Source organism: Roseovarius sp. (assembly GCF_030373445.1).
Taxonomy (GTDB): Bacteria; Pseudomonadota; Alphaproteobacteria; order Rhodobacterales; family Rhodobacteraceae; genus Roseovarius.
In genome coordinates, this window is record NZ_JAUCYU010000009.1 from 42,310 (window position 1) to 63,743 (window position 21,434).

At 67.7% G+C, this 21,434-nt stretch carries 21 protein-coding genes; 9 read left to right on the top strand and 12 right to left on the bottom strand.

Annotated elements, in window-relative coordinates; translation table 11 throughout:
• Positions 1-14 precede the first annotated feature (14 nt).
• The 3 genes from argF (at position 15) to gndA (ending at position 3,314) form a co-directional block, all read left to right on the top strand.
• Complete coding sequence (gene argF, locus QUV18_RS16160) at positions 15-941, top strand: ornithine carbamoyltransferase (protein ID WP_300895051.1); 927 nt, start codon at positions 15-17, stop codon at positions 939-941.
• Positions 938-1,840 (top strand): DMT family transporter, encoded by a 903-nt coding sequence (locus QUV18_RS16165; protein ID WP_300895052.1) that lies wholly within the window; start codon positions 938-940, stop codon positions 1,838-1,840. Before argF ends, QUV18_RS16165 begins: the two co-directional genes overlap by 4 nt.
• A gap of 73 nt (positions 1,841-1,913) precedes the next feature.
• Complete coding sequence (gndA, locus tag QUV18_RS16170) at positions 1,914-3,314, top strand: NADP-dependent phosphogluconate dehydrogenase (protein ID WP_300895053.1); 1,401 nt, start codon at positions 1,914-1,916, stop codon at positions 3,312-3,314.
• A 7-nt stretch (positions 3,315-3,321) separates the two neighbouring features.
• Here gndA and QUV18_RS16175 read toward each other — a convergent pair whose 3' ends face one another.
• From QUV18_RS16175 to QUV18_RS16195, 5 genes are all read right to left on the bottom strand, one after another.
• A complete protein-coding gene (locus tag QUV18_RS16175) occupies positions 3,322-3,954 on the bottom strand; it encodes a hypothetical protein (RefSeq protein ID WP_300895054.1) in 633 nt (210 codons plus the stop codon).
• 76 nt (positions 3,955-4,030) lie between these two features.
• Complete coding sequence (locus tag QUV18_RS16180; RefSeq protein WP_300895055.1) at positions 4,031-5,512, bottom strand: inorganic phosphate transporter; 1,482 nt, start codon at positions 5,510-5,512, stop codon at positions 4,031-4,033.
• A gap of 99 nt (positions 5,513-5,611) precedes the next feature.
• Positions 5,612-6,037, bottom strand: a complete 426-nt coding sequence (locus tag QUV18_RS16185) for an NUDIX domain-containing protein (protein WP_300895056.1) — start codon at positions 6,035-6,037, stop codon at positions 5,612-5,614.
• Between the two features lie 102 nt (positions 6,038-6,139).
• Complete coding sequence (gene hrpB / locus QUV18_RS16190; RefSeq protein ID WP_300895057.1) at positions 6,140-8,587, bottom strand: ATP-dependent helicase HrpB; 2,448 nt, start codon at positions 8,585-8,587, stop codon at positions 6,140-6,142.
• Between the two features lie 105 nt (positions 8,588-8,692).
• Positions 8,693-9,391, bottom strand: coding sequence for a DUF3108 domain-containing protein (locus QUV18_RS16195; protein ID WP_300895058.1), 699 nt, complete (start codon positions 9,389-9,391; stop codon positions 8,693-8,695).
• A 92-nt stretch (positions 9,392-9,483) separates the two neighbouring features.
• Here QUV18_RS16195 and meaB point away from each other — a divergent pair, with 92 nt between their 5' ends.
• Complete coding sequence (gene meaB / locus QUV18_RS16200) at positions 9,484-10,455, top strand: methylmalonyl Co-A mutase-associated GTPase MeaB (RefSeq protein WP_300895059.1); 972 nt, start codon at positions 9,484-9,486, stop codon at positions 10,453-10,455.
• 17 nt (positions 10,456-10,472) lie between these two features.
• Here the strand turns inward: meaB and QUV18_RS16205 are convergent, their stop codons facing one another.
• The gene (locus QUV18_RS16205; protein WP_300895060.1) at positions 10,473-11,699 is read right to left on the bottom strand and encodes an MFS transporter; all 1,227 of its coding nucleotides are present in this window, start codon (positions 11,697-11,699) and stop codon (positions 10,473-10,475) included.
• A 130-nt stretch (positions 11,700-11,829) separates the two neighbouring features.
• On the opposite strand from QUV18_RS16205, the gene QUV18_RS16210 reads away from it, so the two are divergent.
• Positions 11,830-12,210, top strand: a complete 381-nt coding sequence (locus tag QUV18_RS16210; protein WP_300895061.1) for a hypothetical protein — start codon at positions 11,830-11,832, stop codon at positions 12,208-12,210.
• A gap of 75 nt (positions 12,211-12,285) precedes the next feature.
• Here QUV18_RS16210 and QUV18_RS16215 read toward each other — a convergent pair whose 3' ends face one another.
• Both QUV18_RS16215 and QUV18_RS16220 read right to left on the bottom strand, forming a co-directional pair.
• Positions 12,286-13,206: a manganese-dependent inorganic pyrophosphatase gene (locus QUV18_RS16215; protein ID WP_300895062.1), complete on the bottom strand. Its 921-nt coding sequence runs from the start codon at positions 13,204-13,206 to the stop codon at positions 12,286-12,288.
• A 118-nt stretch (positions 13,207-13,324) separates the two neighbouring features.
• Entirely contained in the window at positions 13,325-14,167 is an 843-nt protein-coding gene (locus QUV18_RS16220) for a GNAT family N-acetyltransferase (protein WP_300895063.1), read from the bottom strand.
• Between the two features lie 106 nt (positions 14,168-14,273).
• On the opposite strand from QUV18_RS16220, the gene QUV18_RS16225 reads away from it, so the two are divergent.
• Positions 14,274-14,948, top strand: a complete 675-nt coding sequence (locus QUV18_RS16225; protein ID WP_300895064.1) for a DUF2161 family putative PD-(D/E)XK-type phosphodiesterase — start codon at positions 14,274-14,276, stop codon at positions 14,946-14,948.
• Here QUV18_RS16225 and QUV18_RS16230 read toward each other — a convergent pair.
• Positions 14,917-15,903, bottom strand: coding sequence for a TraB/GumN family protein (locus tag QUV18_RS16230; RefSeq protein ID WP_300895065.1), 987 nt, complete (start codon positions 15,901-15,903; stop codon positions 14,917-14,919). The genes QUV18_RS16225 and QUV18_RS16230 overlap by 32 nt on opposite strands.
• 204 nt (positions 15,904-16,107) lie before the next feature.
• Between QUV18_RS16230 and groES the strand changes: the two genes are divergently transcribed.
• Together groES and groL are read left to right on the top strand one after the other, a co-directional pair.
• The gene (gene groES, locus QUV18_RS16235; RefSeq protein WP_300895066.1) at positions 16,108-16,419 is read left to right on the top strand and encodes a co-chaperone GroES; all 312 of its coding nucleotides are present in this window, start codon (positions 16,108-16,110) and stop codon (positions 16,417-16,419) included.
• A gap of 55 nt (positions 16,420-16,474) precedes the next feature.
• Positions 16,475-18,118 (top strand): chaperonin GroEL, encoded by a 1,644-nt coding sequence (groL, locus tag QUV18_RS16240; protein ID WP_300895067.1) that lies wholly within the window; start codon positions 16,475-16,477, stop codon positions 18,116-18,118.
• 91 nt (positions 18,119-18,209) lie between these two features.
• Here groL and QUV18_RS16245 read toward each other — a convergent pair whose 3' ends face one another.
• Together QUV18_RS16245 and QUV18_RS16250 are read right to left on the bottom strand one after the other, a co-directional pair.
• Positions 18,210-18,824, bottom strand: coding sequence for a hypothetical protein (locus QUV18_RS16245; protein ID WP_300895068.1), 615 nt, complete (start codon positions 18,822-18,824; stop codon positions 18,210-18,212).
• Between the two features lie 140 nt (positions 18,825-18,964).
• The gene (locus tag QUV18_RS16250) at positions 18,965-19,453 is read right to left on the bottom strand and encodes a flavin reductase family protein (protein WP_300895069.1); all 489 of its coding nucleotides are present in this window, start codon (positions 19,451-19,453) and stop codon (positions 18,965-18,967) included.
• 205 nt (positions 19,454-19,658) lie between these two features.
• Between QUV18_RS16250 and QUV18_RS16255 the strand changes: the two genes are divergently transcribed.
• Positions 19,659-20,564: a glycosyltransferase family 10 gene (locus QUV18_RS16255; protein ID WP_300895070.1), complete on the top strand. Its 906-nt coding sequence runs from the start codon at positions 19,659-19,661 to the stop codon at positions 20,562-20,564.
• A 131-nt stretch (positions 20,565-20,695) separates the two neighbouring features.
• Here QUV18_RS16255 and QUV18_RS16260 read toward each other — a convergent pair whose 3' ends face one another.
• Entirely contained in the window at positions 20,696-21,382 is a 687-nt protein-coding gene (locus tag QUV18_RS16260; RefSeq protein WP_300895071.1) for a glycosyltransferase family A protein, read from the bottom strand.
• Positions 21,383-21,434: the final 52 nt, after the last annotated feature.

Here is a 21,434-nt window from a genome sequence, read left to right on the forward strand (position 1 = left end):
CAAGAGAAACCGCCATGAACGATTTCCTCGATATCCACAAAACCGACTCCGCCGACCTTCGGCAGATCCTCGACCAGGCGAGCGCCATGAAGACCGCCCGCGCCGGTCGGCTTCGGGGCGCGCCCGATGACGACCAGCCGCTCAAGGACCGGATGGTTGCCCTCATCTTCGAGAAACCCTCGACCCGGACGCGCGTCAGCTTCGACGTGGGCGTGCGCCAGATGGGCGGGCAGACCATGCTGCTGTCGGGCGCCGAGATGCAGCTGGGCCATGGCGAGACCATCGCCGACACCGCCCGCGTGCTCAGCCGCTACGTCGACCTGATCATGATCCGGACCTTCGACGAATCCGTGCTGATGGAGATGGCGGAATATGCCGACGTGCCGGTGATCAACGGGCTGACCGACCGCACCCACCCCTGCCAGATCATGGCCGACGTGCTGACCTTCGAAGAGCATCGCGGGCCGATCGACGGCAAGAAGGTGGTGTGGTCGGGCGACGGCAACAACGTCTGCGCCTCCTTCCTGCATGCCGCCGCGCAGTTCGGTTTCGACCTGACCTTCACCGGCCCCGCCCAGCTTGACCCCGAGGACGAGTTCGTGGGCCTGGCCCGCAAGGCAGGCCGCAAGATCACCATCGAGCGCGACCCCTACAAGGCGGTCGAGGGTGCCGACCTGATCGTTGCCGATACCTGGGTGTCGATGCATGACAGCCAGTCCACCAAGGAGCGGCGCCACAACATGCTGCGGCCCTACCAGGTGAACGAGGACCTGATGGCACATGCCAAGCCAGATGCCCTCTTCATGCATTGCCTTCCCGCCCACCGCGAGGAGGAGGTGACCAGCGCGGTCATGGACGGGCCGCAATCGGTGATCTGGGACGAGGCCGAGAACCGGCTACATGCGCAGAAGGCGATCATGCGGTGGTGCCTGGGCGTGTGAACGACGACGCCGCCACCGGGCCCGGCCGCCTTCTGGCGGCGGGGCTGCTCATCCTGATGGGAATGATGTGGGGGCTGCAATTCGCCATGCTGAAGCTCACCTCGCAGGGTGGGTATTCGGAAATTTCCGTGGTGATGATCGCGCTGGTGCTCTTGTCGGTGGCCTTCCTCGCCATCTCGCATGTCCGGGGCGAGCATATCCGCAGCCTGCGGGGCGTGGTGCCCTTCCTGCTGATCACCTCCGTGCTGGGCTATGTCATTCCGCTTTTCGCCGCGCTCACCGCGGCGGGCGAGATCAGCACCGGCCTGCTCAGCCTGACCGGCTGTACCTCTCCGGTCGTCGCCGTCATCGTCGCGCTTCTGATGCGGACCGAGCGGGTCTCGCCCCGGCGCGTCGCGGCGGTGGCGCTGGGTGTAATGTCGGTGGCCGTGATCCTCGTGCCGCAGGTCGATGCGCCGGGCTTCGGGATGGCGCCGTGGATATTGCTGGCGCTGGTCGTGCCCGTCTCCTACGGGGTCGAGTCCGTTTATATTTCGCGCCACTGGCACGAGGGCATGACCGCCATGCAGGCGGTTACGGGCGAGACCATCACCGCCGCCGTGCTGGTCCTGCCGCTGTTCCTTGCCTTCTCGGGCGGTACGCTGCCGCTCTCCGGCGGCTGGACGCTGGCCGAAACTGCCATCGTCGTCTTCGTGGGCGCGGGCGTGGTGGAAAGCCTGATCTATTTCTACCTGATCCGGCACACCGGCGGGGTCTTCGTGAATTTCGGCACCTTCGTATCGCTCTTCGCCGGCATCGGCTGGGGCATCGTGCTGTTCGGGGAAAGCCATTCCGCGATGGTCTGGGGGGCGGTGCTGTTGCTCGTGGGCTCGCTTTACCTCGTCAGCCGCGAGGGGTGATCTGGCCGATCGGCTTGCACGTGGCCGCGTATGCAATAGGCTGACCTTGGCGGAGCGGGGAAAAGGCGCAGTCATGGCCAAGGCACAGATCGGCGTTTACGGGCTCGGCACGATGGGCAGCGCGCTGGCGCTGAACATGGCCGAGAAAGGGGTGGCGGTGGCCGTCACCAACCGCGAGATCGACTGGATTTCCGCCTTCATGGCCGAGGCGGGGGCGCTGGCCGAACGCCTGCACCCGCACGACACGCTCGAGGATTTCGTCTCCGGCCTCGCAACCCCCCGGGTGATCCTGTTCATGATTCCGTCGGGCGCGCCGATGGACGCGATGATCGAGGCGGTCGCGCCGCTGCTCTCGCCCGGCGACACGATCATCGACGGCGGCAATGCCGATTTCCACCTGACCCGCCGCCGCTCGGCCGCCCTTGCGGAACAGGACATCCATTTCGTCGGCATGGGCGTTTCGGGCGGCGAGCAGGGCGCCCGGCACGGGCCGTCGATGATGGTGGGCGGCACCGAGCATAGCTGGCAGCAGCTCAAGCCCATCCTGCGCGCCATCGCCGCGCAGCACGAGGGCGAGCCCTGCGTCGCCCACCTCGGCCCCGACGGGGCGGGGCATTTCGTCAAGACGGTGCATAACGGCATCGAGTATGCCGACATGCAGATGATCGCCGAGATCTACAGCCTTCTGCGCAACGGCGCCGCCTGGGCGCCCGCCGAGATCGGCCAACTTTTCGCCGAGTGGAACAAGGGCCCGCTGCGCTCCTACCTTGTCGAGATCACCGCCGACATCCTGCAATACCATGACCCCGAGACCGGCCACCCGATGGTCGACGTGATCAAGGACGCGGCCGGGCAGAAGGGCACCGGGCGCTGGACGGTGATCGAGGCGCAGATGATGGGGCAGGCCGCCAGCATGATCGAGGCCGCCGTGGGGGCGCGGGCGTGGTCCTCGGAGAAGGAGACGCGCCAGACCGCGCAGGAGAAGCTGGGCGGCGCACGGGGCGGGCTGGAGCTGGATGGCGCCACGCTGGCCGAGGCGATGATGGCGGCGCGCGTCCTGGGCTATGCGCAGGGGTTCCGAATCCTTGCCGCCGCATCGGCGGAGTATGACTGGCAGCTCGATTTTGCCCGGATCGCCGAGATCTGGCGGGCGGGCTGCATCATCCGCTCGGCCCTGCTCGACGATATCGCCACGGCCTTCCGGGGAGATCTGCCGCATGGCGAGCTGATCCTCGCGCCGGCCTTCACCGAAACCCTCGGCCGCACTTTGCCGGCGCTGCGCGCGGTGGTGGGCGCGGCGGTGGCGCAGGGCCACGCGGTGCCCGTGCTGTCGGCCGCGCTGCAATGGGCCGACACGATGCGGCAGGGTTTCGGCACCGCCAACATCATCCAGGCACAGCGCGACTATTTCGGCCATCACGGGTTCGAGCGGTTGGGGCAGGCGGGCCAGCACCACGGACCGTGGTGGGATTAGGGCGGCCTCAGTTGTCCGGCGCGCCGGGGGTGCGGCGGGTGCCTTCCATCGGCGTGTTCATCCACCGGTAAAGCAGCGCCTCGTAGGCGGTGAGCCGCTTGATGGCGGTGGCCTTGTCCTCGGTCTCGTCCTCGAGCCGGTAAAGCACGGTGGCCCCGGCGGGCACCGCCTCTCCCTTCAGCGTGGCAAGGGTGCGGCCGACGATCTCGGCCTCGTAGCCGAGATTGGTGAGCCGCGCCTGCGGGGTGCGCTTGTTTTCGAGCGAGTCGAGCAGGTTGACGGTGCGCTGGCGCAAAAGAAGCAGCATCCGGAACAAGTGCACCGACATCTCCTGGCTGAACCCGTCGGCGACGACCTCTCCCCCCGCCTGGTTCAGCCTGATGGCGTTCCGGAGCGCCCGGTCGGTGACCACCTTCAGGTAGGGCCGGTTGTAGACCACGTAGCGCTGCGAGGGCTTGCGGGGGCGGCCATCGGGCTGGACGGTGACGGCGGGGGCAGTGATCCTGGCGGAGGCGGGCGGGCTGCGGGTCGTGCTCTCGGGTTTCGGGCTGGCCGGGGCCGGGGCGGCAAGCCCGAGCGACAGGGCGGCGGACAACAGAAGCAACACACGGTCCTTCGAAGCAGCGTTCGTCATCGTCATCGAAGTTCCATGCCCCCACCGGGACCACGCTACAATCCGCACCGCATCCGGTCAAACGGAGACGGACGTGGACCGCTCAGACGAGGACCGAGTTCAGCAACAGGAAGATCGCCGCCGACATCGCCGCCGCCGCCGGCACGGTGATGACCCATGCGGCGATGATGGTCATGAAGTGGCTGCGCCGGACCAGCTTGCGCCGGCGGCGCTCCTCGGGCGGCAGGCGGCGGGCGGGGCCGGCGCCCGCGTTCGAGCTGCGGCGGCGGCGCTCCATGTACCATTCGCGGAAGAAGCCAACGCCGAACACCCCGCCCACGGCAATATGGGTGGAGCTGACAGGCAGGCCCAGCCAGCTTGCCACGATCACGGTGATGGCGGCCGACAGCGCCACGCAATAGGCCCGCATCGGGTTCAGCTTGGTGATCTGGCTGCCCACCATCCGGATCAGCTTGGGCCCGAACAGGAACAGGCCGAAGGAAATGCCCAGCGCTCCGATCACCATGACCCAGAGCGGGATGGCCACCTGCCCGGCGGCGGCGCCGAACTCCGAGGCGTGGACGATGGCGGCGAGCGGGCCCACCGCGTTGGCCACGTCATTTGCCCCGTGGGCAAAGGACAGAAGCGCCGCCGACACGATCAGCGGCAGCGCGAACAGCGTCTTGAGCGAGCGGTTCCGGTTCTCCAGCCCGCGCGACTGGCGCCGGACCAGAGGCACGGTGAGGCCCCAGCAGACCAGCCCGCCTATCAGCCCGATCAGCAGGGCGGTGCCCATGTCGATATGGATGACCCGTTTCAGCCCCTTCAGCGCCAGGTAGGCGGCAAAGGTACCGGCCATCACGCCCACCAGGATCGGCACCCAGAATCGCGCGGCGGCCAGCTTGTCCTCGCGGTAGATGATGCGGCTCTTGATCAGGGCGAGGAAGGCGGCGGCGAAGACCCCGCCCAGCACGGGAGAGATCACCCAGCTTGCGGCGATCGCGCTCATCGTGGGCCAGGAGACCGCGCCGAACCCCGCCGCGGCGATCCCTGCGCCCATCACCCCGCCGACGACCGAATGGGTGGTCGAGACCGGCGCGCCCACCTTGGTGGCCAGGTTGACCCAGAGCGCGGCCGAGACCAGCGCGGCCATCATCGCCCAGATGAAACTTTGCGTTTCGGCCACGCTGGAGGGGTCGATTATGCCCTTGGAAATGGTCGAGACCACGTCGCCGCCCGCCAGGAGCGCGCCTGCTGTCTCGCAGACCGCGGCGATGACGATGGCCCCACCCATGGTCAGCGCGTTGGCGCCCACGGCGGGGCCCATGTTGTTGGCCACGTCGTTGGCGCCGATGTTCAATGCCATGTAGGCCCCGAACACCGCCGCCGCGACCACGATCAGGTTGCCGGGCTGGGTGCCGAAGAACAGCGCCGCCGCAAGGCCGGCAACGACGATGAAGGCCAGGGCGATGCCCAGCGCCGTCAGCGGGCGGGCGACATAGGCCGTGGCATATTCGACCTGAGAGATGCGCCCGAGGTCCTTGTCGAGCGTCTTCCACTGGTTGGTGTCGGGCGAATTGCTCACTCGGCGGGCCTTCCGGGGTCATTCCTCTTCCGGGGCGCAGCGCTACCGGCACCGGCATGCCATTTCAACCGCCTCTGTCACGAAACCGTCACAAAAGCTTTACAGTTGCAGCAAAAGCTCTTTCAGGCTGGGTTCGTCCACGCGGTTCGAGGCGGTCGCCGGGTCGAGCCAGAGCCGGGCACGCTCGCGCGATTCCGGGTAGGCGTCGTCAAGCTCTTCCACGTCGATGCGGTAGACCTGTACCTCGACCGGGGCGACATAGCCGTCGTCGAGCCGCTTCTCGTAGTGGTAGACCCCGACGGGCGCCTCGCTGACATTGGCCGTCTTGACGCCGGCCTCTTCCCACGCCTCCTCGCACGCGGCCTCGGCCGCGTTCTTGCCATCCATCAGCCAGCCCTTGGGCATGACCCAGCGACCGGTGTCCCGGCTGGTGATCATCAGCACCTCGGTGCCGTTCTCGCCCGCCCGGCAGCACAGGGCGGCAACCTGAAGCTCCGGCGGTCGGCGGAAGAGGGGCTGGACCATCTCGGTCCAGGCTTTTTTCAATCCATCGTTCATTCGGTTTATACTTCTGCTCAAAGATTTTTCTTATCCCTTTAATATAACAAAGGTTTACGGAATATCAATTCAGCCGCCGCGCCGCTTGGCACGAAGCGTCGGGTCGGCCACAGTCGGATCCTCGGGCCAGGGGTGTTTCGGATAGCGCCCGCGCATGTCCTTGCGCACGTCCGCATAGGAGGAAGCCCAGAAGCCGGGCAGGTCCATCGTGGTCTGCACCGGGCGGCCGGCGGGCGACAGGAGCGTCACGCGCAGGGGCGTGCGGCCGACGGTGGGGTGGGTGGTCTGGCCGAACATCTCCTGCAGGCGGAGCGAGATCTCCGGGTGCTCGCCGGAATAGTCGATGGGGATGTCGCGGCCGAGCGGCGTGGTGAAATGGGCGGGCGCCTTGGCGTCGAGCTTTTGCATCCGGTCCCAGTCGAGCCGGGCGCGCAGGGCCGGCAGGATGTCGAAGCGCTTCCAGTCCTGCGCGGTCTTCACGCCGGTCAGGTAGGGCAGGAGCCAGTCTTCGAGGCTGTCCATCAGGGCGGGTTCGGTCATGTCGGGCAGGTCCTCGCCCGCCTCGCGGAGCAGTTCGACCCGGGCGGTGAAGCGGCGGGCGGCGTCCGTCCAGCTGAGCCCGAGGTCCCGCACGCCGTCGAGCATGGCGCGCGCCACGGCATCCGGCGGCGGGTCTTTCCAGACCCGATCGTCGAGGGCCAGCGCGCCAAAACGTTCCTGCTGGCGGGTCGCGACGCGGCGCTCGCGACGGTCCCATTCGCAGATGTCCTGCCAGGCGATCTGGTCGGCGAAAAGCGCGCGCAGCTCGGCCTCCTCGATGCGGATCGCCTGTCTTATGCGGGCCTCGCGGCGGTCGCCGTCGAGATCGGTCGCCACGATCAGGCGGGTGCCCGAGAGCGGGTCGCCCTCGGGGAGGACCGCGCCCTTGCCGCCCGACAGCACGTAGCGCGGCGCGTCGCCCTTGCGGCGAAGGCCGACCCGGTCGGGATAGGCCAGCGCGGCGGCCGCGGCGTCGCTCATCGCGCCGTCGCCGGCGCGCGTCGCGGTTCTGGCGAGGCGCTTGGCCTCGGTGCGGATGCGTTCGATGACAGGGCGGCTGGGCTGGTGCGGCGAGCGGTCGGCGAAGCCTTTCGGATCGCGCACCGCCGCCAGCCTGAGCGACAGGTCCACCGGCGCCCCGCGCGGCAGCGGGTCACGCTCGGCCAGAAGCGCGGCGAGGGGGGCGGCGTCGGGGCCCGCCATGGCCAGCATGTGCGCAAGGCGGGGGTGGAGCGGCAGGGCGGCCAGCGCCTTGCCATGCGGGGTGATCCGGTTCTCGCGGTCGAGCGCGCCCAGCATCCGGAGCAGGGATTGCGCCTCGGCATAGCTGCCGGGGGCAGGCGGGGTGAGGAAGGCCAGATCGCCCGGTTGCGCGCCCCAGAGCGCCAGTTCCAGCGCAAGCCCGGCCAGGTCCGCCGCCTCGATCTCGGCCGGGGGATAGGCGCGGAGCGCGCCTTCTTCGCCCTTCGTCCAGAGCCGGTAGCAGGTGCCTTCGGCCACCCGGCCGGCGCGGCCCGCGCGCTGCGTCGCCTCGGCCCGCGTGACCGGTTCGGTCACCAGCCGCGACATGCCCGAGGAGGGGTCGAACCGCGCACGGCGCGCCTTGCCGCCGTCGACGACGACGCGGATATCCTCGATGGTCAGCGAGGTTTCGGCGATGGAGGTGGCGAGCACCACCTTACGGCCCGTCTCCACCGGCGCGATGGCGGCGCGCTGCTGGGCAAAGGGCAGGGCGCCGTAGAGCGGACGGAGCGTGCAGTCGGCGGGCAGGCGGGTCTTGAGCAGCCCCTCGATCCGGCGGATTTCCCCCTCGCCGGGGAGGAAGACGAGGATGCCGCCCTCGGTTTCTCCTGCCGCTTGCACCACGAGATCGGCCAACGCCGCGTCGAACCGCTCGCCCTTGTGCAAGGGGCGGGGCAGGTGGCGGATATCGACGGGAAAGCTGCGACCCTCGGAGGTGATGACCGGCGCGCCCATCAGCTCGGCCACCGGCCCCGCGTCCAGCGTAGCGGACATGGCGACGAGGACCAGGTCGTCGCGCAGCGCGTCGGCGATCTCGAGGCAGAGGGCGAGGCCGAGGTCGGCGTTGAGGGAGCGTTCGTGGAATTCGTCGAAGATCACCGCGCCGATGCCGGTGAGCTCGGGGTCGGACTGGATCATGCGGGTGAGAATGCCCTCGGTCACCACCTCGATCCGGGTGGCTTTCGAGACTTTCGCCTCGCCCCGCACGCGGTAGCCCACCGTCTCGCCCGCCTGCTCGCCCAGCGTCGAGGCCATCCGTTCCGCCGCCGCGCGCGCCGCCAGCCGGCGCGGTTCGAGCATCAGGATGCGCCCCCCGGTCAGCTTGGCCGACAACATCTCCAGCGGCACCACCGTCGTCTTGCCCGCCCCCGGCGGCGCCTGCAACACGGCCCGCCCGCCGCGCCTCAACGCGTCGATCAGGGGCCGTATCGCCTCGTGGATGGGCAGCGTGGTCATGGGCCCGGGTTATCGGGCAAAGGGGCGCGGATTTCCATAGGCCGTGGCGCGGGGCCGCGAGGGACGGACTTTGAGTATTTCAGCCAAGAAGAAGCGCAGGGGCGCTCAGCGCCGGTCCATCACCGCGGGGCCCAGCTTGGTGTCGAAGGCCACCCGTTCGGCGCGCATCACGTCGCCCGCGGGCACGTAGGTGACCGAGATGCCGACATTGCGCTTCTCGCGCTCGCTGTCGGAATAGCCTGCGACCCGCCGGTAGGAGCCGTTGCAGGTGATGGTGCTGCCGTTGGGTTGCCGCCCCTTGAGCGTGATGACGGCATGGCGGTGGCCGTCATAGACATCGGCCTGGAAGCGGCAGACCTCGTCTCGGGGCTGGTCGCGCAGGGCAACGTAGAGCAGGGTCAGCGGGTCGATCGCGCCGTTCAGCTTCGAGGTATCGGCGGGCGGCGCGCTGCTGCCGGTATCGCCCGAGAGCAGGCGGGGCTGGCCCGGCGCGAACTGGACCTTCACGTTGGTCACCCGGCTGCCGTCGTCGATCGCCTCGGAGTAGGTCTGGGGTTTCAGCGCCCCGCCCGCCACGCGGCCCTGCACCGAGACGTCGGCGCGCACCTGCTTGAGCGCGCCCACCACGCCGGCGGTGCGGAACCGGGTGCGGGCGGCATAGGCCCGGTCGTTGACGTTGGCGGCAATCTCGATCGTCCCGGCCTTCAGCCCCAGGAGCCGGACGTCGAACTGCATCGAAGACGGATCGTCTGCCTGCGCGGGGGCGGCCAGCAGGGCAAGAAGAACAACAGGGAGTAGTCGCATCACGTAACCTCATTCGCCGCGCGCCCCGCTCTGGACATCCGCGCCCTGGCCAAGGCATTAGGAACCGTAAGACCAATACACGGGCGGCGGCCATGGATATTGCACAGCTAAGCGACAGAATTATCAAGGGGGATCGGCGCGCCCTGTCACGGGCCATCACCCTGATCGAGAGCGGACGGGCGGATCACCGCCTAAAGGCGGGCGAGTTGATGGAGGCGCTGAAGGGGCAGGGACAGGCGATCCGCGTCGGCCTGTCGGGCACGCCGGGCGTCGGCAAATCCACCTTCATCGAGGCCTTCGGCACGATGCTGACGGCGGAGGGGTTGCGGGTGGCGGTGCTGGCGGTCGATCCCAGTTCGACCCGCTCGGGTGGGTCTATCCTGGGTGACAAGACGCGGATGGAACGGCTCAGCCGCGACCCCAACGCCTTCATCCGCCCCTCGCCCAGCCAGTCGCACCTGGGCGGCGTGGCCCGGCGCACGCGCGAGGCGGTGGCGGTCTGCGAGGCCGCGGGCTTCGACGTGGTGCTGATCGAGACGGTGGGCGTGGGCCAGTCCGAGACGGTGGTGGCCGAGATGTCGGACCTCTTCATCCTGCTGCTGGCCCCGGCGGGCGGTGACGAGCTGCAGGGGGTCAAGCGCGGCATCATGGAGATGGCGGACATGATCCTCGTCAACAAGGCCGATGGTGACCTGAAAGCCGCGGCCACGCGCACCTGTTCCGACTATACCGGCGCACTGCGCCTGCTGCGCAAGCGGCCGCAGGATCCGGAGGGGTTCCCGAAGGCGATGATGGTCTCGGCCCAGCAGGAAGAGGGGCTGAAATCGGCGTGGGAGGAGATGACCGCCCTGGTCGACTGGCGCCGCGAGAACGGCCATTTCGACGCCCGCCGCGAGGCGCAGGCCCGGTACTGGTTCAACGAGGAAGTGAAGCAGGTCCTGCTGGCGCAGCTGGAAACGCCGCAGGCGAAGGCGGCGATGGCGCAGGCGGCCGAGGACGTGGCCGAGGGCCGCGCGACGCCCACCAACGCGGCGCGGGAGTTGCTGGAGCGGCTGAAGGGGTAGGGGCCCGCCGCGCCGGTTCACCCGGCCTCGGGCAGCTGCAGGTCCCCCTCGACGCCCGACATCGGCACGGGCGCATACGTGGTCTTCTGTTCGGGCTCGATGCCCTTGGTCACCATCAGGCGGAAGACCGCGAACAGCACCATGACCGATTGCGCGGCGCTTAGCGTGATCAGAAGGCCGGTCGGGCCCAGCGCCTCCATCGCCGCGCCGCCGATGAAGGGGCCGGCGGCGGCGCCGATCCCCTGCATCAGGACGATTCCGCCAGACGCCGCCAGAAGCGAGTCGGCCGGCGCCCTGTCGTTGATATGCGCCACCACGACCGAGATCGTTGGCAGCAGAAGCCCGCCGATCAGCGCCGCGATGGCAAGGCTCGTGGCAAAGCCCTGCACCTCCACCCGCGAGAGGTAGGCAAGGATGAGCGTCGCCGCGAGGGCCACGCTGATGCAGACCCAGCGGCGGTCGATCCGGTCGGAAAGGGCCCCGATGGGGAACTGCAGCGCAAGCGCCCCGAGGGTGGCGGCGGCCATGAGGTAAGCGATTTCGGACGGCGAGAAGCCGATCCGCTGCGCAAAGACCGGTGCAAGCCCGAGGAAGGTGCCGAGCGAGGCGCCGGCCATGGCCATGGCGATCGCCCCGAAGGGCGAGATCCGCCACAGGAGCCGGATCGAGGGGCGTTGCTGGGCGCCCTCCGGCACCGGTGCCTTCGCCTGGCTGAGGGCGGTGGGAACGAGGGCCAGGGACAGCCCGACCGACACGACAAGGAACAGCAGGAAGCTTTCGGGCGGCGCCGCGTCGAGCAGCAGCTGGCCGCAGACCCCGGCCGCCATGCCGACCATGGCGTAGATGGACAACAGGCGGCCCCTTTCATGGCTGGCGATCGAGGCGTTCAGCCACGATTCCACCGCGATCAGCAGACCCGCGAAGCAAAAGCCGGTGATCGCCCGCACCAGGACCCAGGTGACCGGGTCGATCAGGATCAGGTGGACCAGCGCCATCGCCGAGGCGACCGACGCCAGCGCCGCGAATGTGCGGATATGCCCCACCCGCTCGATCAGGCGCCCGGCCAGGAGCGAGCCGAGCCCCATGCCGACGTAAAAGCCGGACATGACGAGCCCGATTGCCGTGGCCCCGAAGCCCTCGATATCGCCGCGGAGCGCCAGCAGCGAGCCTTGCAGGCCGTTGCTCATCTGGAGCATGAAGAAACCCAGCAGCAGGGCGGAGAGGGTGACGAGCGTGTGTTTCATCGCCCGGTCAACTCGGGGCCGGCGGTCTGTGTTCCTGTTCCGGGTTGCCCGGGATCACCAAACGGGTTCTATGGAGCAGGAGGCCGGACGTGGCACAGATGCACCGGTTGACGACCAGAGGCGACGACACATGCAGCCCCGACATATCCAGAGATTGATTTCGGCTCCCTACTTCGTTCTCGGCGGGTGGTGCCTGTTCGCGCCGGGCATGGTCGAGCGGCTGACCATCGCCGCCGATTACCAGCACCTGAGCGCGACAAGCGCCCTCCTGATCGGCTGCTTCGGTGCCCAGGCCGTTCTCGGGGGGCTCTTCATCTGGTTCAGCACATGGCAGCGCACCACGTTCCTGGTCTACGCCATCGCCCTGCTGCCGTTTTTCTGGTTCAACTACTGGTTCGTCTTCGAGGTGCCGGTCTTCAATCGCTGGATGATGCTGGATTTCGGCGCCAACGCCGCGATGCTGGGGCTCAGCCTGTGGGGCTGGAAGCGCCTTGGTGAGGTCGCGCCGTAAGGGGCCGCGGCGGCGCAGGGGGCCGAACGCAAAAGGGCGCCCGCAGGCGCCCTCTCATTCAAACCATCGGTCCGGTCAGACCGCCAGGTTCGGGATGATCTGTTTCTTCCGGCTCATCACGCCCGGCAGCACCACCGTGTCACCCGAGACGGAGGCGCCGAAGCTCTTCTCGGCCACGGTTTTCACCAGATCGTTCGGCACCAGCAGGGTGGCTTCTTCCTTGAGGATGTCGACCACGAACAAGAGGACCTGGTCGACGCCGTCTTCAGAGGCCACGCCGGTCATGCTCTCCATCAGGCTGTCCTTGCGCGACAGGACCATGTCGGGCGCGGTGGTTTCCAGAACCGAGACGCGGAACTTCTTGCCGCCCACCTCGTATTCCTTCGAGTCCATCCGCAGCAGTTCGGCATCGGAAAAAGCCGACACGTCGGACTTGGCGGCGAACATCTCGGCGGCGTAGTCCGGGATCTTGATGCCGAGATCGGCGGCCAGTTGCTGGGCCACGGCCTTGTCGTGGTCGGTGGTGGTGGGCGAGCGGAATTCCAGCGTGTCCGACAGGATGCAGGTCAGCGCCGCGCCCTTGGCCCATTCGGGCATCCGGGCACTCTCCTCGCCCATCAGGTCGACCATGATCGTCGCGGTGCAGGCCAGCGGGCGCACGGTGATGTCGATCGGGCCCTTGGTCTCCAGCCCGCCGACCAGCTTGTGGTGGTCGATGATCGCCTGCACGTCGGCGCCGTTCACGTTGGCGGGCAGCTCGGCGGGGTTGTTGGTGTCGACGATCACGCAGGCCTGCCCGTCCTCGACGTCGGAGATGATGCGCGGCTTCGGCAGGTTCCAGCGCTCGAGCATGAAGGCCGCTTCGGTGTTGGGCTCGCCCAGCAGCACGGCCTCGGCGTCGATGCCCTTCACTTCCTTGAGGTACCACGCCCACAGGATGGGCGAGCCGGTGGAATCGGTGTCGGGGGATTTATGGCCGAAAACAAGCGTGGTCATTTGGGGTTTATCCTGTCTGCGATGAGAATTTGCGCGCCTTATAGGCATGTCCGAAAGGCTTGTCACTACCGATGCTGCGGTGCAGCATCATTTTGCTCGGCACCGCACGGATCGCCACCTATCCCAGCTCCATCGTGGCGATCGCCTGCAGCGTGGGGCCGGTCTCGGGCGCTGGGCCGCGGTACATCCGGGCGGTCGCGAACGGCACGGTGAACCCGTCCTGTTCCAGCGCCCGGCGCAGCGCCGTGTTGCCCTCCGGCAAGTCGACGATCAGCGGGCCATCGGGGCGCAGCGCGGCGATGTCGGCGATCAGGGTGAGCGCCTCGCCCGTGCCGGGCGCGATGACCGGCCCGATCTTGGTGCCACTGCCACAAGCCCGCCACGTGGCAAAACCGGCGATGTCGCCATTCGCCCCCAGCACGCGCGTCTCCCGCACCTCCGCCTCGTTCGACAGCCACGCCCCCAGGAACCGCGGCCGCGCATACCCCGTGGCCCGCGCGTCGAGCGCCATGAGCGCGGGCATGTCCCCTTCCTTGGCGGCACGAACCGCGGCGGATGCCATTGCCTCCACCCGCCCCTCGTGCCGCAGGCTCGCCCCCGTCCGCACGAAGCCCGACACCCGGTAATTCGCCTCCTGCGCCGGCACGCCATCCAGCCCCACGCACCGCGAACCGGCATGGTTGAGCCCATGCATCCACGTCGCATAGCCGATCCCCCGCCCGCGCCATTCCGGCCGGCAGAGGTAGAGGCCGAGGAAAGCGTTCCCCTCGTCGTGATTGACCACCGAGATCGCCGCCACCGGCTCGCCGCCCACCAGCGTCAGGAAGAACCCCTCCGGATCAGCGGCATGGAAGGCCGCCGCATCGGCGAGACCGGGGTTCCAGCCCTCTTCGGCGGCCCAGCCCATCACCGTCTCCAGCTCTGCGGCGCTCGTCGGGCGAGTGACGGGCGTCTCGGTCATGGCTGTCTCCTGCAAAGCCCCGCAACAGGGTAGCCCCGCCACGCCGCCCGCTCAATCGCATTTCCCGCATTGGCAAGCCGCCCCCGCCCCGGCTAGTTTGCGGGGCATGAGCAGACTGGCCGAAACAGACCTCTACCCGCCTGTCAAAGCGTGGCTCGAAGGCCTGGGCTACGAGGTCAAGGCCGAGGTCGGCCCGGCCGACGTGGTGGCCTGCCGCGACGGGGAAGAACCGGTGCTGGTGGAGCTGAAAACCGGCTTTTCCCTCACCCTCCTGCAACAGGCCGTGGCGCGGCAGGCGATATCCGACGCCGTCTACGTCGCCGTGCCTCGCTGGCAGGGCAGGGCGGGGTGGCGCGCCTTCAAGGGCAATATCGGGCTGTGCAAGCGGCTGGGCGTCGGCGTGATCAGCGTGCGGGCCGAGGATGGCTTCGTGCAGGTGCATGCTGACCCGGTGCCGTTCCGGCCGCGCAAGTCGCAACGCCGGCGCGAGAGGCTGCTAACCGAGTTCGCCCGCCGCGAGGGTGACCCGAACGCGGGCGGCACGCGGGGCGCGATCATGACCGCCTACAAGCAGGACACGCTGCGCATCGTCGCGCACCTTGCGGAAAACGGCGCCTGCCGCGGCGCCGAGGTGGCCAAGGCCACGGGCGTGACGCGCGCGACCCGCATCATGGCCGACAACCATTCCGGCTGGTTCATCCGGGTCGAGCGTGGGCTTTACGCCTTGAGCGACGCGGGCGGCCTTGCCGTCACGGACGAAGCGGAAGCCGCTCGATCGTGAAGCCTTCCTGCTCCAGCAGGTACAGGATCCCGATCTCGCCCGGCAGATGCCCGGCCCCCGCGGCGAGAACCACCTTCTGCCCCGGCACCTCGGCCATCAGCTTGTCGATCCACGCGGCGTTGCGGGCGGTCAGGAAGATCCTCTCCAGCCGCGCGAAATCCTCCTCCGCCGTCGGCCCTCCGTATTTCAGCGAAACGGCGCGAGAGAACTCCCACATCAGCGCCACCTCCTGCTGCAGGTAGCGCTCGCGGATCGTGTAGGACATGTCGTTCGCATCGCCCGGCCAGGCCAGCGTCATCCGGATCATCTCGATCTGCTTCTCCGGCGGCTCGGTGTCGAGCGTCGTCAATACCTCGGCGAAATCCTCCAGCGAGTGCGAGCCGAGCCCCTGCTCGGTCGCGTATTCGCCGACCATCTCGTCGATTCCGCCGCCTTCCAACCCGCCGTTGCGCGCCTCGCAGGGGCCGATGCCAAGCATCATCGCGGCCCAGAGCGGCTTGAACTTCGCGGCCATGAAACCGGGGATCATCCGCGCTTCCATCTCGGCCTTGAAATGCTGCCAGTCGGCCTCGCCCAGCAGGTCGGGCAGGGTCTCTCCCTCTGTGATGAACATGATCGACGGGTCGCTGGCCAGTTCGGCCTGAAAGCCCTTCTGATCTTCCAGCGACATTTCGAGATAAACGGAATCGGCCGCGTCGATCAGCGGTTTCAGGCGTTCGAGATGGGCGCCGGTCTCGGCATGGCGGAAGTGGTAGGTGCCGAAGATGGTGATCTCCGTATCGCCCCGTTCGGCCCGCCACAGCAGGCCCTCGGGATAGGGGGTGGCGTCCGCCCGCGCCTGCACCTCTTGCCGTTCGGCCTCGGGCATGGCATCGATCAGATCCTTGCCCTCGCACAGCGCAAACGCGGCAACGGGTTGAAGAACCAAAAGAATCACGGCAACAAGACGCAGCATGAAAACTCCTTTCGCCCCCCGTTCGGCGAAAGCCTATTGGCCCCATGCCCCGGCCGCAAACCCTCTTTCAAAAAAATGCATCACGGGATGTTGACAGCCTCGCGACCAGCCCCTAGCTATTCGCCGTTAGCACTCACCACCGACGAGTGCTAATCGCCCGGGACGGGGCGATTGGAGGAAACTTTGAGCCAAGGAGCCAAAGCAATGGCATTTAAACCGCTGCATGACCGCGTGCTTGTCCGCCGCGTTGAGAGCGAAGAGAAAACCTCTGGCGGGCTGATCATTCCCGACAGCGCCAAGGAAAAACCGCAGGAAGGCGAAGTCGTTTCCGTGGGCGCAGGCGCCCGTGACGAAGGCGGCGCCCGCGTCGAGCTCGACGTCAAGGCCGGCGACCGCATCCTGTTCGGCAAATGGTCGGGCACCGAGATCACGCTCGACGGTGAAGAGCTGCTGATCATGAAGGAAAGCGACATTCTGGGCATCATCGACGGTGACAAGGCCGCCAAGGCAGCCTGAACGCCCCGGATCGTCTAACTGACCCAACGACAACAAGATTTCAGGAGCAACTGACATGTCTGCAAAAGACGTCAAATTCAACACCGACGCCCGCAACAAGATGATGCGCGGTGTCAACACTCTGGCCGATGCCGTCCGCGTGACCCTCGGCCCGAAAGGCCGCAACGTCGTTCTCGACAAATCCTTCGGCTCGCCCCGCATCACCAAGGACGGTGTTTCGGTCGCCAAGGAAATCGAACTGGAAGACAAGTTCGAGAACATGGGCGCGCAGATGGTGAAAGAAGTTGCCAGCCGCACCAATGACGAAGCCGGCGACGGCACCACCACCGCCACCGTGCTGGCCCAGGCGATTGCCAAGGAAGGCATGAAAGCCGTTGCCGCCGGCATGAACCCGATGGACCTCAAGCGCGGCATCGACCTTGCCACCGCGAAGGTCGTCGAGCACATCAAGAACCTCGCCCGCGAAGTGAAAGACTCGAGCGAAGTTGCCCAAGTCGGCACCGTGTCCGCCAACGGCGAATCGGAAATCGGCCAGATGATCGCCGACGCGATGCAGAAAGTCGGCAATGACGGCGTCATCACCGTCGAGGAAAACAAGGGCCTTGAAACCGAGACCGACGTCGTCGAAGGCATGCAGTTCGATCGCGGCTACCTGTCGCCCTACTTCGTGACCAACGCCGACAAGATGACCACCGAGCTGGAAGACTGCATGATCCTGCTGCACGAGAAGAAACTCTCGTCGCTGCAGCCGATGGTTCCGCTGCTTGAATCGGTGATCCAGTCGCAGAAACCCCTGCTGATCATCGCCGAAGACGTCGAAGGCGAAGCGCTGGCGACCCTCGTGGTCAACAAGCTGCGCGGCGGCCTGAAAATCGCGGCCGTCAAGGCACCGGGCTTCGGCGATCGCCGCAAGGCCATGCTGCAGGACATCGCGATCCTGACCGGCGGCCAGGTCATCTCGGAAGACCTCGGCATGAAGCTGGAAAGCGTCACCATGGACATGCTTGGCCAGGCCAAGAAAGTGTCGATCACCAAGGACGAGACCACCATCGTCGACGGTGCCGGTGAGAAAGCCGAAATCGAAGCCCGCGTCAGCCAGATCCGCAAGCAGATCGAGGACACCACCTCGGACTACGACCGCGAGAAGCTGCAGGAACGTGTTGCCAAGCTGGCCGGCGGCGTTGCCGTCATCCGCGTCGGCGGCATGACCGAAACCGAGGTGAAAGAGCGCAAGGACCGCGTCGACGACGCGCTGAACGCCACCCGCGCCGCGGTTCAGGAAGGCATCGTTGTCGGCGGCGGCGTGGCCCTGGTTCAGGGTGCCAAGGCGCTCGACGGCCTCGAAGGTCTGAACCACGACCAGAACAACGGCATCGCCATCGTTCGCAAGGCGCTCGAAGCACCGCTTCGTCAGATCGCCGAGAACGCCGGTGTCGACGGCTCGGTCGTGGCCGGCAAGATCCGTGAATCGGACGATCCGAAGTTCGGCTTCAACGCGCAAACCGAGGAATATGGCGACATGTTCTCCTACGGTGTCATCGACCCCGCGAAGGTCGTCCGCACCGCGCTGGAAGACGCCTCCTCGATCGCGGGTCTGCTGATCACCACCGAAGCGATGGTGGCGGACAAACCGCAAAAGGAAGGTAACGGCGCAGGCGCCGGCATGCCCGACATGGGCGGCATGGGCGGCATGATGTAATCTGCCGAAGTCTGCGCACGAAGTACCAAGGGCCGCCTTTCGGGGCGGCCCTTTTCTCGTGTAACGCTCTTCCGGATCAAGCGGTGACGGCTTACGCCGACAGCAGCCCCCTCGAGAACCGCCCCGCCGTCTGCCCCGACCCCTGCCGGACATCGGTTTCCGAGGTCTGGATGATCTCGCAGAGATCCTCGTGGATCTGTTCCAGCTCCTCCGTCGCCCCGGTCAGGGCCAGGAGCGGGCTGTCCTGCCCGGCGACCCTTACGTAGAGCGAGGCGAACCCCGTGCGCCCGGCCGGGCGGCGCAGGAACAGGCTTTCGATCTCGTTCAGGCGGATGCTGCGCACCACGCGGCCCTGGTCGTTCATGTTGATCTTGGTCAGCGCCAGCGTCCCGCGCTTGGCATCCAGCGACAGCTGCCGACGGAAGCCGCGCGTACCATAGGCATAGACGACCAGCCCGGTCGCCGTGAACAGCGTCGCCAACAGGCTGTGCGAGACGATCTGGTCTGCGCTTGCCTCCAGCGGCAGTACCAGCCAAAGCAGGGTCGAGCCCGCCACCATCAGCCCACCCGCCAGACGCAGGACCAGCTCCGACATCGCCTCGACCTTGAAGCGCTCGAACCGTTCGCGCACCGTCAGGCCAAGCGCCGTCGCGGTCAGCGAAACGGTGCTCCAGTCGCCTTCATAGATGTTTTCCAGCCGTCCCATGCCTCGCCGACCCTATTGTTTCCCTTTGACTTGAATTGGCGCGAAAAAACCGGCGACAATATGTCCGGCCCATATCCATTTCACGGCGCGCGCGGGGTAAATTTCGGCCCGCCGGGCGGATCGCGGAGCGGCAGCGCCCCTCAGACCTGCCGCGGCCGGACGATATGGAACGACCCGCTCATGTAGGTCAGCGGCTTCTCGCCCGCGTTGGAAATACCGGTGACATCGCCGATACATATGGCGTGGCTGCCATGCACGTGCCGGTGGTTGAGCGAGCAGGTGAACGCCGTCGCCCGGGCCAGGATCGGCCCGAACTCGGTATTCGAGAACTCCACGCCCTGGAAGCGGCTGTCGCGCTCGTGGTCGAAGACCCCGGCAAAGGCCTGTGCCATCTCGACCGCGTCCTCGGGCAGCACGTTGACGCAGAACACCCCGTTGCCGCGCACAGCCCGGGCGATGCTGCTGTCGGCCTTCAGGCAGACCAGCACCGAGGGCGGATCGGCCGACAGCGAGGTGAAGGCGCTGACTGTGGCGCCGGCCTGGCCTGCCGGGCCGTCGGTGGTGACGACGGTGACCGTGGCCGCAACCTGCCGCATCGCCGTGATGAAGGCCTCGCGCGCGGCGTTCACGGGCGCGGGCCTTTCACGGCTGGCAGGAGGGCGGGGGCGGTCACGGGCGGTCGTCTCCTTGGCACGGGGGATCTGTCCTGTCGGTGACCACGGATAAAGGCGAAACCGGCCCCGGTAAAGCGCTTAGGCGGCCCGGACCTGCCGGCAGGCGATTGCCCAGCGGGCGGATTGCCCGTATGACCCTGCCTGCCAAGCGGAGCCTGCAATGCCTGATCCCACCCCTGCCGTTGCCGTCATGACGCCCGACATCAAGCCGGGCCTGCGCCGGGGGCGCGTGCCGCTCGACCGGCTGCTCTGGCCGCTGGGCCGGCCCGACCGTCTGGCGGGAGCGGGCGCCACCATCGCCGACCTCACTCCCGACGATCACCTCGTGGGGTTTGCCCAAAGCTACTACCTCGCGTGGCCCGGCCTCGGCACGCGGGCGCGGGTTTCGGTCATCATGGCCGAGCCCACGGCCATCCACGGCGCCTACCATGCCCGCGTCGCCCGCGCCGCGCGCCGCTACCACCGCGTTCTCAGCTACAACGAGGACCTGCTCGCGCGCCTCCCCAACGGCCTTTTCTTCCCCTATGGCAGCACCTGGGTCCGCGACTGGCAGACGCGTGACATGACCAAGTCCGCCATGTGCTCGCTGATCGCCTCGAAGAAACGCTCTCAGGCGGGTCACGCCCTGCGCCACCGGCTGGTCGAGCGGGTGCGGGCCGAGAATCTGCCGGTCGACGTGATGGGACGCGGATACAAACCGTTCGACACCAAGGCCGAGGGGCTGGCGCCCTACCGCTACTCGCTCATCATCGAGAACGTGCAGGAGCGGAACTACTTCACCGAGAAACTGGTCGACGCGGTGCTCTGCCGGACGGTGCCGATCTACTGGGGTTGCCCCAATATCGGCGATTTCATGGACACGTCCGGCATGATCCTGTGCCAGTCCGAAGGGGACATGCACGCCGCCCTCCTGTCGATGTCCGAGACCGACTATTCCGCCCGGCTTCCGGGTCTTGAAAGCGCGATCCCCGCCGCCGCATCCTACGCCGATTTCTACCACCGCGCCGCCACCGCCGTCCTGGAAGACCGCCCCGACCCGCCTCGACGGAACGATCGGAGGCCTTGAGGGGCCAGCCCCTTCAAACGCCCCGGGAGTATTTGGATCCAAGAAGAAACCGGGCGCCCGCGCCTCGTGCTTCTTCTGGCCCGAAATATCCCCGCCGGAGGCTCCGACGGTTTCACCAGAGGCGCCGGTCCCTATCGCGCGGGCCAGATCCCGTAGCGCCTGGTCAACAGCTCGACGCAGGCGATGTTCGCCGCGTGCCGCCCGCGCCCGCCGATCACCGCGTCCTGCAGCGCGTGCCCGTCCCCGAACGCCGGTACCAAACCGGCCCGTGCGCCGTCGGCAAGCCGGATCGCAACGCCCTGCCGCGCCAACTGTCCCGAGAGCCAGATATCGTCGACCGCCCACGCCTCCGCCGGAGGCACGACCTCCGCGCCCGCCAGCCAGCGCGGGTCGACCAGCACGCCCGAGAAGCCCTGCGCGATGTCCACGCAACCCGGCGTGGTCGTCCCCAGCCGCTTCAGCCGCGCCACCGACCAACCGCTTGCCGCCACCGCCGCCCCCTCCCGGCGCGCCGCCAGCAGCCTCGCCGCCCAGCCTGGCGGCATCAGCCAGTCGTCATCGCAATAGATCAGCCGCTCCACCTGTCCCGCCAGCGCCCGGGCCGGGCCGATCGCCTTCGTGGCCGGTCCGAAATCCTGTTCTGCCCGGATCACCTCAACGCCCTCGGGCAGGGCGGCCGGGCCGGGAAACCGCGCCCAGTCCCGCGGCAGGCACAGCAATACCCGCTCCGGCGCGGGCGTCTGCGCCAGAAGCGAGGCCAGCACCGGTCCCAGCCGGGGCAGGCGCGGCGGAATGGAAGTGAGCGCGACGGCATACATGCGTCTGCTCCTAACCGATCGCTGCCGCGAGGGCCAACCTCCCCGCCCCAGC